Origin of the sequence: uncultured Algibacter sp. (genome assembly GCF_947487605.1) — a bacterium.
Taxonomy (GTDB): domain Bacteria; phylum Bacteroidota; class Bacteroidia; order Flavobacteriales; family Flavobacteriaceae; genus Algibacter_D.
Genome location: NZ_CANKXK010000001.1, coordinates 60,324 through 75,152 on the forward strand (window position 1 = coordinate 60,324; position 14,829 = coordinate 75,152).

Annotated in this window: 11 protein-coding genes; 6 read left to right on the top strand and 5 right to left on the bottom strand. The window is 33.4% G+C overall.

Features of this window, described 5'->3' with window-relative positions:
* Window positions 1-28: 28 nt before the first annotated feature.
* The 4 genes from ppdK to pflB all read right to left on the bottom strand — a co-directional run bounded on the left by ppdK (window position 29) and on the right by pflB (window position 7,324).
* Complete coding sequence (ppdK, locus tag Q0739_RS00290; RefSeq protein WP_298236696.1) at window positions 29-2,758, bottom strand: pyruvate, phosphate dikinase; 2,730 nt, start codon at window positions 2,756-2,758, stop codon at window positions 29-31.
* A 211-nt stretch (window positions 2,759-2,969) separates the two neighbouring features.
* Window positions 2,970-4,226 carry an OFA family MFS transporter gene (locus Q0739_RS00295; RefSeq protein WP_298236697.1) on the bottom strand — a complete coding sequence of 419 codons (1,257 nt, stop codon included), beginning with the start codon at window positions 4,224-4,226 and terminating at the stop codon, window positions 2,970-2,972.
* A gap of 40 nt (window positions 4,227-4,266) precedes the next feature.
* Window positions 4,267-5,040 carry a pyruvate formate-lyase-activating protein gene (gene pflA, locus Q0739_RS00300; RefSeq protein WP_298236698.1) on the bottom strand — a complete coding sequence of 258 codons (774 nt, stop codon included), beginning with the start codon at window positions 5,038-5,040 and terminating at the stop codon, window positions 4,267-4,269.
* A gap of 58 nt (window positions 5,041-5,098) precedes the next feature.
* Entirely contained in the window at window positions 5,099-7,324 is a 2,226-nt protein-coding gene (pflB, locus tag Q0739_RS00305; RefSeq protein ID WP_298236699.1) for a formate C-acetyltransferase, read from the bottom strand.
* Window positions 7,325-7,691: 367 nt separating this feature from the next.
* Here pflB and Q0739_RS00310 point away from each other — a divergent pair, with 367 nt between their 5' ends.
* Both Q0739_RS00310 and Q0739_RS00315 read left to right on the top strand, forming a co-directional pair.
* Complete coding sequence (locus Q0739_RS00310) at window positions 7,692-9,461, top strand: AMP-dependent synthetase/ligase (protein ID WP_298236700.1); 1,770 nt, start codon at window positions 7,692-7,694, stop codon at window positions 9,459-9,461.
* 131 nt (window positions 9,462-9,592) lie between these two features.
* Window positions 9,593-9,988: a hypothetical protein gene (locus Q0739_RS00315; RefSeq protein ID WP_298236701.1), complete on the top strand. Its 396-nt coding sequence runs from the start codon at window positions 9,593-9,595 to the stop codon at window positions 9,986-9,988.
* A gap of 66 nt (window positions 9,989-10,054) precedes the next feature.
* Here the strand turns inward: Q0739_RS00315 and Q0739_RS00320 are convergent, their stop codons facing one another.
* On the bottom strand, window positions 10,055-10,408 hold the full coding sequence (locus Q0739_RS00320) for a 4Fe-4S dicluster domain-containing protein (RefSeq protein WP_298236702.1): 354 nt from the start codon (window positions 10,406-10,408) through the stop codon (window positions 10,055-10,057).
* A 98-nt stretch (window positions 10,409-10,506) separates the two neighbouring features.
* On the opposite strand from Q0739_RS00320, the gene Q0739_RS00325 reads away from it, so the two are divergent.
* From Q0739_RS00325 to Q0739_RS00340, 4 genes are all read left to right on the top strand, one after another.
* Window positions 10,507-11,565 (top strand): acyl-CoA reductase, encoded by a 1,059-nt coding sequence (locus Q0739_RS00325; protein ID WP_298237063.1) that lies wholly within the window; start codon window positions 10,507-10,509, stop codon window positions 11,563-11,565.
* Window positions 11,566-11,743: 178 nt separating this feature from the next.
* A complete protein-coding gene (gene serC / locus Q0739_RS00330) occupies window positions 11,744-12,808 on the top strand; it encodes a 3-phosphoserine/phosphohydroxythreonine transaminase (RefSeq protein ID WP_298236703.1) in 1,065 nt (354 codons plus the stop codon).
* Window positions 12,809-12,914: 106 nt separating this feature from the next.
* Window positions 12,915-13,865 carry a D-2-hydroxyacid dehydrogenase gene (locus Q0739_RS00335; RefSeq protein ID WP_298236704.1) on the top strand — a complete coding sequence of 317 codons (951 nt, stop codon included), beginning with the start codon at window positions 12,915-12,917 and terminating at the stop codon, window positions 13,863-13,865.
* 141 nt (window positions 13,866-14,006) lie between these two features.
* Window positions 14,007-14,645 (top strand): DUF937 domain-containing protein, encoded by a 639-nt coding sequence (locus tag Q0739_RS00340; RefSeq protein WP_298236705.1) that lies wholly within the window; start codon window positions 14,007-14,009, stop codon window positions 14,643-14,645.
* Window positions 14,646-14,829: the final 184 nt, after the last annotated feature.

Here is a 14,829-nt window from a genome sequence, read left to right on the forward strand (position 1 = left end):
TTTACCAAAGTTAGAAAAATAGAAAAAACTACAAAGTTGCTTTTATAGCTGCCTGAGCAGAAACTAATCTTGCAATAGGCACACGATAAGGTGAACAACTTACATAATCTATACCTGTGTTATAACAAAATTCTACTGAGCTAGGTTCTCCACCATGCTCTCCACAAATACCAACTTTTAAGTTCGGTTTTGTGCTTCTACCTCTTTGAGTTGCAATTTTGATTAACTGCCCAACACCTTCTTGATCTAATACTTCAAAAGGATCTTCCTTCAAAATACCTTTCTCAATATAAATTGGCAAGAACTTACTTGCGTCATCACGAGAATATCCAAACGTCATTTGTGTTAAGTCATTAGTCCCAAAAGAGAAGAAATCAGCTTTTTCTGCAATTAAATCTGCCATCAGTGCAGCTCTAGGAATTTCAATCATAGTACCAACTAAATAGTCAACCTCATCATTTCGTTCTTCAAAAATCATTTTTGCAGTAGATCTAATAATTTGCTCTTGAGCTTCAAACTCTTTAACTGTTCCCACCAAAGGCACCATGATTTCTGGTTTACAGATAATGCCTTTCTCTTTAAGGTTTAAAGCAGCTTCTATAATAGCTCGTGTTTGCATTTCTGTAATTTCGGGATAAGTATTACCCAATCTACAACCTCTATGCCCTAACATTGGGTTAAATTCTTCTAATTCGGCTACTTTATTTTTTACTGCTTGAAGCGAAATATGCATATCTTCAGCCAATTCTTTTTGAGTAGCCAATTGATGAGGTACAAATTCATGCAATGGTGGATCTAGCAAGCGAATAGTTACCGCTGTTCCATTCATAGATTCAAATAATCCTTCAAAATCGGCACGTTGCATTGGTAATAATTCTTCTAATGCCTGTTTTCTACCTTTAACAGTATCAGAAAGAATCATTTCGCGCATCACCTTAATTCTATCAACTTCAAAAAACATATGCTCTGTCCTAGCTAATCCAATACCTTGAGCTCCAAAATTACGAGCTACTTTGGCATCTTTTGGTGTATCGGCATTTGTTCTAACTTTTATTTCACCAAACTTATCGGATAGTTTCATTACTTCGGCAAATTCTCCACTCAATTCTGGTTCCATAGTCGCTACTTTACCTTCTATTATATTACCTGTTGAACCGTTTAATGAAATCCAATCGCCTTCATGATACTCATGATTATCAACTGTTAAAGTTCTTTTCTTATAATTAATTTTTAAAGCACCTGCACCAGATACACAACATTTTCCCATACCTCTTGCCACTACAGCAGCATGAGAAGTCATACCTCCACGAGCTGTTAAAATACCTTTTGCAATATTCATACCCTCAAGATCTTCTGGAGAAGTTTCAATTCTAACTAGAATACTATTCTTATATTTATTTGCTTCATCAGCAAAAAAGACAATTTTTCCTGTTGCTGCCCCTGGTGAAGCAGGTAATCCCTGGGCTATAACATGTGATCTTTTAAGTGCTAGCGGATCAAAAACTGGGTGCAACAACTCATCAAGCTTATTAGGTTCTAATAATAATAGAGCTTCTTTTTCATTAATCATACCTTCTTTTAGTAAATCCATTGCTATTTTAACCATAGCAGCACCAGTACGTTTACCATTACGAGTTTGTAATATCCATAGTTTTCCATCTTGTATGGTAAACTCCATATCTTGCATGTCTCGATAATGCTTTTCAAGAGTATCCTGATACCCATCTAACTCTTTAAAAATAATCGGCATTAGTTCTTCCAAGGAAGGATACTTTTCTACTCTTTTTTGGTCATCAACTTGGGCTAATTCTGCCCAACGTCTAGACCCTAATTTTGTAATTTGTTGTGGTGTTCTTACACCAGCAACAACATCTTCACCTTGTGCATTAATTAAATACTCCCCATTAAAGACGTTTTCTCCAGTTCCAGCATCACGTGTAAAACAAACACCTGTACCCGAATTATCGCCCATATTACCATAAACCATGGCTTGTACATTAACGGCTGTTCCCCACTCTGCAGGATACCCATTCATGGTTCTGTAGTAAACCGCTCTATCGCCATTCCAACTATTAAATACCGCCATAACAGCTCCCCAAAGTTGTTCCCATGGGTCTGTTGGAAAGATTAAACCTGTTCTTTTTCTTACCACATCTTTAAAATCAAAAACCAAATCTTGTAAATCTTGAACCGAAAACTCTGTATCTAACTTAATACCACGTTTTTCTTTAAGGTTTTCAATAATTTCTTCAAATGGATCTATATCTTCTTTAGATTCTGGTTTCATTCCTAAAACTACCCCACCATACATTTGAATAAATCGACGGTAAGAATCCCAAGCAAACTTTTCGTTATTGGTTTTTTTAGCAAGTCCTAAAACTACTTCATCATTCATCCCTAAATTAAGCACGGTATCCATCATTCCAGGCATAGAAACTCTAGCTCCAGAGCGCACCGAAACGAGTAAAGGGTTTTTCTTATTTCCAAAATCGGTACCCATAACAGCTTCAATACTGGCTATAGAAGCTTCAACTTCTTCTTTAATTAGCTCAATAACTGCTTCTTTACCAAGCGCGTTATACTCTGTACAAACTTCGGTTGTAATTGTAAACCCAGGTGGAACCGGAATTCCAATAGAACTCATTTCTGCTAAATTAGCTCCTTTCCCTCCTAGTAAATTTTTCATTTCCCTATTTCCATCGGCTTTTTTATCACCAAATTTATAGACTCGTGTTTTCACATTTTCTAATAATTCCATAATATTTATTTTTGATTATATTATATTCTAAAATACCATATAAAAGTACATTTTAACGCAAGATATCTTCATGACATAAATCATATAATCTCCTTAAAATCAATGATTTTTTAACTTTTTTTTATTAAAATGAAAAAACTCCGAAGCAACTTTAATTTACTACGGAGTTTTTTTAATAAACAAAGAAAAATGGAAGTCTTAAAATTAAATTTTAAGCAAATTTGAGGTCCTTATCTATTTTCCGATAGGCCATTGTGACCGTTCGTTTCATTAGTAGAGAAACAATAAATGCTACCACAAATAATCCAGCAAATACCGCCAAGGTTGCATCTAATGATCCTGTTGCATTTTTAACAACATCGTAAATGGTTGGTCCAACAACACCTGCCAATGCCCAAGCTGTTAAAACCATACCATGAATGGCTCCTAATTGCTTTGTTCCAAATAAGTCTCCTAGAAAAGCAGGTAAGGTTGCAAAACCACCGCCATACATAGTTATTACTGTAAATAATACTACTAAGAATGCCAATTCCATAGATATTTGAGGTAAGAACCAAAATGCTAAAACTTGAAAAGCGAAGAAAATAATATAGGTATTTGCACGTCCTAAATAATCCGATAAAGTTGACCACAAAATTCTACCCAAACCATTAAACACACCTATTAAACCAACAATTGCAGCGGCTTCCATTGGTGTATAGTTTAGCTTTTCTTGCATCATAGGACTCGCTGCAGAAATAACAGCAATACCACATGCAATGTTTATAAACATCATAATCCAGATGTAATAAAAACGAGAGGTTTTTAATGCCTCATTAGCAGTAATATTAGAAATATCTGCTTTAATTGTTTTTCCTTCGCCTGGTTTAAAACCATCTGGAAGATAACCTTCTGGAGGTCTTTCAATATATCTTGCTGAAGATAAAATAAGTACCATATATATTAGCCCTAGAATATAAAATGCATTTGAAACTCCAACAGACTCGAAAAGTGATTGCATTACTGGCCCAAAAATTAGGGCAGCAAAACCAAAGCCCATAATAGCCATACCAGTAGCTAACCCACGTCTGTCTGGAAACCATTTTACTAAGGTACTAACTGGAGTAATGTATCCTAAACCTAGACCAATACCACCAATAACACCGTAACACAGATAAAACAGCCATAGTGCTTCTAATTGTACTGCTAATCCTGAGCCTAAAATACCTATACCATAAAATATACCTGCGGTAGTTCCACTTACTTTTGGACCAACTTTCTCTACCCATCTCCCTAAAAATGCTGCCGACAAACCAAGTAATAAAATAGCAATTTTAAACGCCCATTTTATCACACTTCCATCCACATCAAAAATATCTTTAACAGGGTTAGTCATTACCGAATATGCATATACCGATCCTATTGAAATATGTATTCCGACTGCTGAAGCAGCTATTAACCAACGATTTTTTAGTTTTTGTGTTTGCATAATTTATTTAATTTAAGTGAAGAGGATTAATCAACACTTTTTAATTAACTCTAACTTCTTTAAAATACTGCTTTAAAATTTCTACAGCAGCATCAATTTCCTCTGGTGAATTTTCTCGAGCATCTTTTAATTGATAATCCCATCCTAAAGCATCCCATTTATGAACACCTAATTTATGATAAGGTTGAATTTCAATTTTCTCAATGGTTTTATAATCTTTAAAATGTTTGCCCATTGCATGAAGCAATTCTGGTTTGTTGGTAATCTCTGGAATCAACACATAACGCAACCACATTTTTTTACCTGAAGCTTCTCTATACTTAGCAAAATTGAAGGTTGTTTCTTTGTTTTTTTGACCAGTGATGTATTCATAACCCACTTCTGTCATGTGCTTAATATCCAGCATCACTAAATCAGTATATTCATCTAATAATTCTTCAGAAAAATGATTTAATACTCTACCGTTTGTATCAATATTAGTATGAATCCCTTCTTCTTTTAATCTTTTGAAGAGAGAGACCAATGCTTTTGATTGTAATAAAGGCTCGCCTCCTGAAACCGTAACACCTCCTTTTTTTCCAAAATAAGGTTTCTCTTTTATGACCATTTTTACCAACTCTTCAATTTGATACTCTTTTCCTCCATGCGTATCAATAGTATCTGGGTTATGGCAATACAAACATTTTAGTTTGCATCCTTGTAAAAATATTACCAGTCGCACTCCTGGGCCATCGTGTGTTCCAAAGGATTCAATGGAATGCACTCTTAGTATGTTATCTTTTGATTGAATAATCTTAGGTTTTAAAATTAGCATCTGAAAAAGAAATGCTTTACACTTCTCTTTTCAGATGCTTACAAAATATAAATAGAGATTATATTGATTCGTGGAATGACCTAGTAATCACTTCCATTTGTTGTTCTTTGGTTAGTCTTACAAAGTTTACCGCATATCCAGAAACTCTTATAGTTAACTGTGGGTACTCTTCTGGATGCTCCATAGCATCTAGTAAGGTTTCCTTATCTAAAACATTAACATTAACATGCTGTGCTTTTTTAGAAAAATACCCATCTAAAATGCATGAAAGGTTTTCAATACGTTCCTCTTTATTAGCTCCTAAAGATTTAGGGACTATGGAGAAGGTATTTGAAATTCCATCTTGAGAATCTTTATAATCTATTTTTGCCACAGAATTTAATGAAGCTATAGCGCCATGGCAATCTCTACCATGCATTGGGTTAGCTCCTGGTGCAAAAGGAACACCTTCATCTCTACCATCTGGGGTAGCTCCCGTTTTCTTACCGTAAACCACATTTGATGTGATGGTTAAAACAGACATTGTAGGTTCTGCATCTTTATAAACTGGTAATTTTTTAAGTTCATTATTAAAATCTGCTACTGCATTTGCAGCTAATTGATCTACACGATCATCATCATTACCATAGCATGGAAACTCCCCTTCAATTTTAAAATCGACCGTTAGACCTTCTTCATTTCTAATTGGTTTTACTTTTGCGTATTTAATAGCAGAAAGTGAATCAGCTACAATTGATAATCCTGCAATACCATAAGCAATATTAATACTTGGATTGGTATCTATTAAAGCCATTTGTGCTTTTTCATAGTAGTATTTATCGTGCATGTAGTGAATAATGTTCATAGAATCGTTATACACACGTGCTACTTCTTTCATGGCTATTTTGAAGTTAGCCATTACCTTATCAAAATCTAAATACTCACAGTCACAAGGTGCTATACCCTCTACCATTTGCGTACCAGTAATTTCACATTTACCACCATTAATAGCTAATAATAATGTTTTAGCTAAATTGGTACGTGCTCCAAAAAACTGAATAGACTTACCTAATGATTGGTAAGACACACAACATGCTATACCGTAATCATCAGAGCCTCTATTTACTCTCATTAATTCGTCATTTTCAAACTGAATTGAAGAGGTATCAATAGCTACTTTAGAACAGTAATCTTTAAAATTTTGAGGTAAATTCTTAGACCAAAGAATCGTCATATTTGGTTCTGGTGAAGGGCCTAAGTTATAAAGTGTATTTAAGAAACGGAAAGAGGTTTTTGTTACCTTAGTTCTTCCATCATCAAACATACCACCAATAGCTTCTGTTACCCAAGTTGGGTCTCCCGCAAAAATTTCATCATAAGCACTCATTCTTAAATGACGTACCATTCTTAATTTCATCACAAATTGATCGATGTACTCTTGTGCTTCTTCCTCAGTAATTAAACCTTCTTGTAAATCGTTTTCAATAAAAATATCTAAAAATGTAGATACATTACCAAGCGACATTGCTGCACCATCTTGTTCTTTCACCGCTGCTAGATAAGCCATGTATGTCCATTGTACTGCTTCTCTAGCATCTTCAGCAGGACGACTTAAATCTAAATTGTATTTAGCACCTAAAACAACCATTTCCTTTAAGGCTTTGATTTGATCAGATACTTCTTCACGAAGACGAATCACTGCATCCGTCATTGGGCCAGTAATATTTGCTAAATCCTTCTTCTTTGCTTCAATTAAAGCATCAATACCATATAAGGCGATACGACGGTAATCTCCAATTACTCTACCACGTGCATAATTATCTGGCAGACCTGTTAAAAACCCTAACGAACGGAATTTTTTAATCTCAGCATTATACGCTGAAAACACACCATCATTATGAGTTTTTACATATTTTGAAAATAGCTCTGTAAGGTTATCATTTGGTTTTACACCATGTTCTTCTAGCGCTTTTTGTACCACTTTAAAACCTCCAAAAGGTTTCATAGTTCTTTTTAATAATTCATCTGTTTGTAATCCAACAATTACTTCATTCTCTTTGTCAATATATCCTGCATTAAATGCACTAACTGTTGAAATAGTTTCAGTATCTAAAGCACGAACACCGTTATTTTGTCGTTCTTCTTTAGTGGCAGCCTTACAGATATCCCATAAGTGCTGAGTTTTAGTACTTGGGCCAACTAAAAAATTATCTGTGCCGTAATAAGGTGTAACATTATTGATTACAAAATCTCTAACATTAATACCTTCAATCCAAATCCCTGGTTTAAATTGTTTTACTTCCATCTCTATTTGTATTTATATTTTGTAAAAATTTTATCTATTTTTCAACTATTCAAAGATAAAAACGCGCTATTCCAAAAAACATGATAATTATCATTAAACCCAACAAATCAGATATTTAACAACCTTGATTATCAACGAAAACGTTAGAGTTTTAATTCTCTAAATAAGAATTATTCAACATTTAATTTTAACCTATAAAGAATAGTTAACAAAATCGTGTTTTTTTAATAGAAAAGTGTTCTAATTATACCTTTTTGAATGCTTTTTCATAAAAGAATGTTCTTGAAATAAAACCGTTAAAATATATGCTATTTGAAAGTCTTATTTATTTTCATACTTTGCAATACTAGATTTTACAGAACTTTTTATGGCTGAAGTAACGCGATTATTCGATTTTCCATATTATCAATTAGAAAATGCGCCCTTAGAGGGTTCCTTAGTTACAAAATACAATGGAACATGGGTAAAAACAAGTACGCAAGAATACTTAGATAAAGCAAACGCTTTAAGTAGAGCTTTATTAAAATTAGGTGTTAAGAAAGATGATAAAATTGCTATTATTTCTTCTACAAACAGAACCGAATGGCATATTGTTGATATTGGTGTATTACAAGTTGGTGCCCAGACAATCCCAATTTATCCAACTATTTGCGCCGATGATTATGAGTATATATTAAATCATAGTGAAGCTATTTATTGTTTTGTTTCGGATGAAGAAGTTTTAGGTAAAATCAATAAAATAAAAGAGAAAACTAAATTGAAAGAGGTGTACTCTTTTGATTCTATTAAAGGTTGCACCAATTATTCTGATTTATTTAAACTAGGTAAAGACACATCTAATCAAGAAGATCTAGATACCAGAAAAAACATGGTAAAATCATTAGACTTAGCTACTATAATTTACACATCTGGAACTACAGGAAAGCCTAAGGGTGTCATGCTATCTCATTGGAATATTGTATCAAATGTTTTTGCGGTTGAAAAAAGATTCCCACTAAATATTGGAGACAAAACGCTTAGTTTCCTTCCAATATGTCATATTTTCGAAAGAGTATACCTTTATGTATGCCAATACTGTAGTATTTCCATTCATTTTGCAGAGGGCATAGACAAAATTGGTGATAATTTAAAAGAAGTAAAACCTAGTGTTATTACATTGGTTCCCAGATTAATTGAAAAGGTATATGATAAAATAATGGCAAAAGCCGAAGATCTATCAGGGTTTAAAAAAAGTTTGTTTTTTTGGGCAGTAAAACTTGGCGAAAAATTTGAACCTTATAAACAGAATGGTTGGTGGTATGAATTAAAATTAAGCATTGCACGTAAATTAATTTTCAGCAAATGGCAAGAAGCCCTTGGCGGCAATATTGTATTTATGGCATCTGGAAGTGCAGCATTACAACCACGTTTAGGACACATATTTGGAGCTGCTGGATTACCAATTATGGAATGCTACGGCCTTACTGAAACGTCTCCAGGTGTTACCGTAAGCGATAGAAGAGACAATACATGGAAAATAGGATATGTTGGAAAAGCTTTGGAGGGCGTAGATGTAAAAATTGCAGATGATGGTGAAATTCTTTGCAAAGGGCCTAATGTAATGATGGGCTATTATAAGGATCCAGAAAAAACAGCCGAAGTTATGACTGGTGACTATTTCCATACAGGTGATAAAGGAGAAATTGATGCAGATGGTTTTCTTAAAATTACTGGACGTAAAAAAGAAATGTTTAAAACTTCTGGCGGAAAATATGTAGTACCTACCCTACTTGAAAATGATTTAAAACAATCACGCTTTATAGAACAAATAATGGTTATAGGGGAAGGCGAAAAAATGCCAGCCGCTTTGGTACAACCAAATTTCGATTATCTAAAAGAATGGATTAACAAAAAGAATCATCCAATAGGTAATTCTCTAAAGGAAATAGCTTCTTCAGAAATAGTACATTCAAGAATTCAAAAAGAAATAGACAAATGCAATAGTAAGTTTGGAAAATGGGAACAAATAAAACTTTTCAAACTAACTCCAGAAGTATGGTCTATTGATGGTGGTCATCTTACCCCAACTTTAAAAATGAGACGAAGTATTATTCAAGAGAAATACTCTGGATTGATAGAACAAATTTACAGGCCTTAACCAAATTGTTAATTTATATTTTAGATAATTTATCTTACATAATATTAAGATATCTTCATTTATATAAATAAATAATTATGTTTTTCGTATTTTTTTAATACATTTAGATTACTAACTAATAATTTAAAAAAATGAAAACAAAAAATTTTCTAGTTTCTGGAATTGTTGGAGGTATAGTTGACTTCTTATTAGGTTGGCTTTTTTATGGTATTCTTTTTAAAGACTTTTTTCCACAACCAGAGGAAAGTTCTAGTACCATGGTAATGATTTTTTTAGGTTGTATTACATTCGGTCTTTTTGTAGCATACATCTATACCAAGTGGGCACAAATTACCACAGCAGCTACTGGTGCCAAAGCAGGTGCTATAATCGGTATATTTATGGGACTAACTCATAACTTCTTCAATATGGCAATGAATAGTGAAGCCACTGGACAAATGTTTGCCATGGATGTTGGTATTTCTATTGTTATGGGAGCCATTATTGGTGCTGTAATTGGCATGGTTAATGGCAAATTAGGAGAATAACTATTCCAAACAAAAAATCCTAAGCTAAAGAGCTTAGGATTTATATTTAATTCTATTATCGACTCATCATCCTTCAGGATGCATAAAACGTTGTTTAGCCAATAACTCTTCTTCAGTTTCTACAACATCTTCATCGGGAACACAACAATCTACAGGACATACTGCAGCACATTGTGGCTCGTCATGAAAGCCTTTACATTCTGTACATTTATCTGGTACAATGTAGTAAAGTTCATCACTTATAGGCTCCTGTGCTTCATCAGCATCTACTTCATTACCATTAGTAAGTACAACTTTACCATCTAAACTCGTACCATCTTTATAGCGCCAATCATCTGCACCTTCATAAATTGCTGTATTGGGACACTCAGGCTCACAAGCACCACAATTTATACATTCGTCTGTTATTATAATTGCCATAGTATTTTTTATTTTTTAAAATTTAAGAACTCTATTTGAGTTTCCTTAAATTTGCAGACGCAAAAATAGAGCCAAAACCATTCATAACCAAATTCAACATGCAATTACAAGCAAGAATTAATGCTTTTGTAAAATTAGGAGATTTTTTAAAGCAATTTTCTAATGAAGTTATCCAAAAGAACGATAAAGTTGAACACAACCAGCTATTTTTCGACGGATTTAAACATCAATTAAAATTAGCCCAAGAACATAATGGATGGTTCACTCAAGAAAACATACGTTTTGCTCTAAAATCATGGGCAAAAGCTTTAACGCTCGATAATTTAAACAGCTGGCTTCGAGATTATCACATTAATATTACTAACCCTAAGCAGGTTGCTATTATAATGGCTGGAAATATTCCATTAGTTGGATTTCATGATTTTCTATCAGTTCTCATTTCTGGTCACAATGTTTTGGTTAAGCAATCTTCAAACGATAAGCATCTACTTCCCTACTTATCGAAATACTTGGAATATGTTGAGCCAAATTTTAAAGAAAAAATAACATTTACAGAAGGTAAAATTGAAATATTTGATGCTGTAATCGCTACTGGCAGTAATAACACAGCTCGTTATTTCGAATATTATTTTAAAGGGAAGCCTTCTATTATAAGAAATAATAGAAATTCTATAGCTGTTTTAACTGGTAAGGAAACTAAAGAAGATTTAAAAAACCTATCAGAAGATATTTTTAGATATTATGGCTTGGGTTGTAGAAATGTATCAAAATTATTTGTCCCTAAGGACTATAAATTTGATTTGTTTTTTGAAGCTATATATCATTGGAATCCTATTATAGAAAAAGCTAAATACGCTAATAACTACGATTACAATAAAGCTGTCTATTTAATGAGTGAATTCGATATGCTGGAAAATGGATTCTTTATGATTAAAGAAGACGAGAGCTATGCATCACCTATAGCAACCCTTTTTTATGAATATTATGAGAACACTAATCAATTGAAAGAAAAACTAGAAAAAGACGAATCGCAAATTCAATGTGTAGTTTCAAACGGAATTTTGAAAAATGAGATTGCATTTGGGGCTACTCAAAATCCGCAACTTTGGGATTATGCGGATAGTGTTGATTCTATTAAATTTTTATTATCAATTTGACAAAATAATTATTGAATTCTTAACAAAAAATACTTAATTAATTAGGAACTTTGCATCTTTAAATACCTTATCATTTTTACCCAATTATAGATTGGAAAATTGATGAGAAAACTAAATACTAATTTTAAATCACCCAATAAATCCTCTTTCCTTCTGGAAGGGTTTGGGATAGAAAAAAATGAAGAAACATAATTTTAGTGCAGGACCATGTATTTTACCACCAGAAGTATTATTAAAAGCTTCTCAAGCAGTTGTAGATTTAGATGGTAGCGGTTTATCTTTAATTGAAATATCTCACAGAAGCAAAGCATTTGTAGATATTATGGAAAAAGCTAGAGCTTTAGCTTTAGAATTACTTGGTTTAGAAGGCAAAGGTTATAAAGCTTTGTTTTTACAGGGTGGTGCAAGTACTCAGTTTTTAATGGTAGCATTAAATCTTTTAGAAAAAAGAGCTGGTTATTTAAACTCTGGCACATGGGCTGATAAAGCCATTAAAGAAGCCAAAATTTATGATGATATTTACGAAGTTGGTTCTTCAAAAAATGCAAACTATAATTACATTCCTAAAGGATATGAAATCCCTACAGATTATGATTATTTCCATTGTACCTCAAACAATACTATTTACGGTACACAAATAAAAGATTTCCCTAACTCCCCAATACCAATGGTTTGCGATATGAGTAGCGATATTTTTTCTCGCTCATTAGATTTTTCGAAATTCGATATCATTTACGCAGGAGCTCAAAAAAATATGGGACCTGCAGGAACAACACTAGTTGTTATTAAGGAAGATGTTTTAGGAAAAGTATCTCGCAAAATTCCATCGATGATGGATTATAAAGTACACTTAAGTAAAGGAAGTATGTTTAATACACCTCCCGTGTTTGCTGTTTACACATCTATGTTAACATTGGAGTGGTTAAAAAATATGGGCGGTATTGCTAGTATTGAAAAGGAAAATGAAAAGAAAGCACGTTTAATGTATTCTGAAATTGATCTTAATCCATTATTTAAAGGATTTGCAGTAAAAGAAGATCGCTCAAACATGAATGCTACATTTACTTTAGAAAACGAAAACTTAAAAGAAACATTTGAAACCATGCTTAAAGAAGGTGGCATTAACGGTTTAAACGGTCACAGAAGTGTAGGTGGATATAGAGCTTCTATGTATAATGCATTACCCCTAGATAGCGTTAAAGCACTTGTTGAGATAATGAGTGAATTAGAAAGTAAAGCTTAAAAAAAACAGCTTTTTCATTTCCACAAAAGTGGAAATCTCATAAAGCTAACTAAAATTATAATTATTAAGATTTTCGCCTTTGCGAAAATGAAAAAAGTCATATTAAATGAAAGTATTAGCAAACGACGGAATTTCACAAAGCGGTATTGATGCCCTAGAAAAAGCTGGTTACGAAGTAATTACAACTACAGTAGCTCAAGAGCAATTAATAAACTATATAAACAAAAATGATATATCGGTTTTATTAGTTCGAAGCGCAACCACAGTTCGTAAAGATTTAATTGATGCATGTCCAGGATTAAAAATTATTGGCCGTGGTGGTGTTGGTATGGATAATATCGATGTAGAATATGCAAGAGAACAAGGTCGCAGTGTCATTAATACACCAGCAGCATCTTCGCATTCTGTTGCAGAATTAGTGTTTGGTCACTTATACGGATTAGCTCGTTTTTTACATAACGCTAATAGAGATATGCCTCTTGAAGGAGATAGCAACTTTAAAGGTCTTAAAAAGGCTTACGCTAAAGGAACAGAACTTAAAGGAAAGACTTTAGGTGTTTTAGGTTTTGGTCGTATAGGTCAAGCTACAGCTAAGGTAGCACTTGGTGCAGGTATGAAAGTGGTTGCTTTCGATCCGTATTTAGAAACTGCCAACTTAGAACTAAATTTCTTTGATGGACAAACTGTAAACTTTAATATTAAAACCATTTCTAAAGAAGATGTTTTAAAACAATCAGATTTTATTACACTTCATGTTCCTGCGCAAAAAGAGTACGTAATTGATGAAGCAGAATTTAACATGATGAAAGATGGCGTTATTTTAGCAAACGCAGCTCGAGGAGGTGTACTTAATGAAGTAGCATTAGTAAAAGCTATTGAAAGCGGAAAAGTAGCAAGAGCTGCTCTAGATGTATTTGAAAAAGAACCAAAGCCAGAAATGCAACTATTAATGAATCCTGCCTTATCTTTAACACCTCATACTGGTGCAGCAACTAACGAAGCGCAAGACAGAATTGGCACAGAATTAGCGTCACAGATTATTAGTATCCTAGGGTAGAGATTTCTTCCTTAGCGAGAATAAATATCACAATTGTGACCTAAATAGAATTATTGAGTCCTAACTATAGAAGTTGGGACTTTTTTTGTACTTTGAGAACTCAATTTGAAAAAAATTATTAATTAAAATATAACAATAACCATGTCTGGAATTTTAGATTTATTAAACAGCGACTTAGGAAAAACAATTATTAGTGGTGTTTCTGGTCAAACTAATCAACCTCAAAACAAAACACAAGATGTTTTAACTATGGCACTACCTGTTTTAATGCAAGCCATGAAACGTAACGCATCAACACCTCAAGGAGCCGAGGGCTTACTAGGTGCTTTAAAAGGGAAACATGATGGAAGTATATTAGATAACCTTGGTGGTTTATTTAGTGGTGGCGTAGACTCTAATGTTTTAAACGATGGCGAGAAAATCTTAGGACATGTTTTAGGAAATAAACAAAGAAATGTGCAAAATGCTTTAGGCGCTAAAGCAGGAATGGATGCTGGTTCGGTTGCACAAATTTTAAAAGTAGCTGCTCCTATTTTATTAGGTGTTTTAGGAAAACAATCTAGACAACAAAATGTGAGTAGCCCAAGTGGACTAGAAGGATTGTTAGGTGGTTTATTAAAAGGAAATTCACCTCAACAAGAGCAAAGTTTTTTAGAGTCTATTCTTGACGCTGATGGTGATGGTAGCGTTATTGACGATGTTGCTGGAATGGTATTAGGTGGCAATAAAAAGAAAGGTGGTCTTGGTGGTTTACTAGGCGGCCTTTTTGGAAGCAAATAATATTCCCTTAAATAAATTCTAAAAAGAGGCTGTCTAAAAAGGCTTTATAATTTGATTTGTCATATTGAGCCTGTCGAAACCGATATTGATTATCGGTAAGTTAAAAATATTTCGACAAGCTCAATATGACATCGAACTTACTTTTTAGACAGCCTCTTTTTTTGTTAAAAACGTTTCAAAATCA

Excerpts from the sequence above, each read along its gene's own strand:
- ppdK (WP_298236696.1), bottom strand. The coding sequence starts at position 2,758 with ATGGAATTATTAGAAAATGTGAAAACACGAGTCTATAAATTTGGTGAT.
- Q0739_RS00335 (WP_298236704.1), top strand. The coding sequence starts at position 12,915 with ATGAAAGTATTAGCAAACGACGGAATTTCACAAAGCGGTATTGATGCC.
- Q0739_RS00340 (WP_298236705.1), top strand. The coding sequence starts at position 14,007 with ATGTCTGGAATTTTAGATTTATTAAACAGCGACTTAGGAAAAACAATT.
- Q0739_RS00315 (WP_298236701.1), top strand. The coding sequence starts at position 9,593 with ATGAAAACAAAAAATTTTCTAGTTTCTGGAATTGTTGGAGGTATAGTT.
- Q0739_RS00310 (WP_298236700.1), top strand. The coding sequence starts at position 7,692 with ATGGCTGAAGTAACGCGATTATTCGATTTTCCATATTATCAATTAGAA.
- serC (WP_298236703.1), top strand. The coding sequence starts at position 11,744 with ATGAAGAAACATAATTTTAGTGCAGGACCATGTATTTTACCACCAGAA.
- pflA (WP_298236698.1), bottom strand. The coding sequence starts at position 5,040 with ATGCTAATTTTAAAACCTAAGATTATTCAATCAAAAGATAACATACTA.
- Q0739_RS00325 (WP_298237063.1), top strand. The coding sequence starts at position 10,507 with ATGCAATTACAAGCAAGAATTAATGCTTTTGTAAAATTAGGAGATTTT.
- Q0739_RS00320 (WP_298236702.1), bottom strand. The coding sequence starts at position 10,408 with ATGGCAATTATAATAACAGACGAATGTATAAATTGTGGTGCTTGTGAG.
- pflB (WP_298236699.1), bottom strand. The coding sequence starts at position 7,324 with ATGGAAGTAAAACAATTTAAACCAGGGATTTGGATTGAAGGTATTAAT.
- Q0739_RS00295 (WP_298236697.1), bottom strand. The coding sequence starts at position 4,226 with ATGCAAACACAAAAACTAAAAAATCGTTGGTTAATAGCTGCTTCAGCA.